This is a genomic window from Bacillus sp. BC08 (assembly GCF_054326875.1).
Map to the genome: position 1 here is coordinate 1 of NZ_JBTGPA010000020.1, position 512 is coordinate 512.

Below are 512 nucleotides of genomic sequence, written 5' to 3' on the forward strand. Positions count from 1 at the left end.
GCAACGAACTTACAGAAAGAAAATAAAGATGAGTCACGCATTTTCATAACAGGAAATACAGCAATTGACGCACTAAAAACAACTGTAAAAGAAACATATAGTCATCCTGTACTAGAGAAACTTGGAAACGATCGTCTTGTACTTATGACAGCTCACCGCCGTGAAAACTTAGGAGAGCCAATGCGTAATATGTTCCGTGCAATTAAACGTCTTGTTGATAAGCATGAAGACGTACAAGTTGTGTATCCGGTTCATATGAACCCAGTTGTTCGTGAAACAGCGAATGACATTCTAGGCGATCATGGTCGTATTCATTTAATTGAGCCGCTAGATGTAATTGATTTCCACAATGTTGCAGCTCGTTCATACTTAATGTTAACTGATTCTGGTGGTGTACAAGAGGAAGCGCCGTCATTAGGTGTACCGGTTCTTGTTCTTCGTGATACAACGGAGCGCCCAGAAGGTATTGAAGCAGGTACATTGAAATTAGCAGGAACAGACGAAGAGACAAT

The 512-nt window shown here is 40.8% G+C and carries 1 protein-coding gene; it reads left to right on the forward strand.

Annotated elements, in window-relative coordinates; genetic code table 11:
- On the forward strand, positions 1-512 hold a 512-nt coding region (gene wecB, locus ACXVYO_RS04395), incomplete at both ends, for a non-hydrolyzing UDP-N-acetylglucosamine 2-epimerase (RefSeq protein ID WP_458466146.1).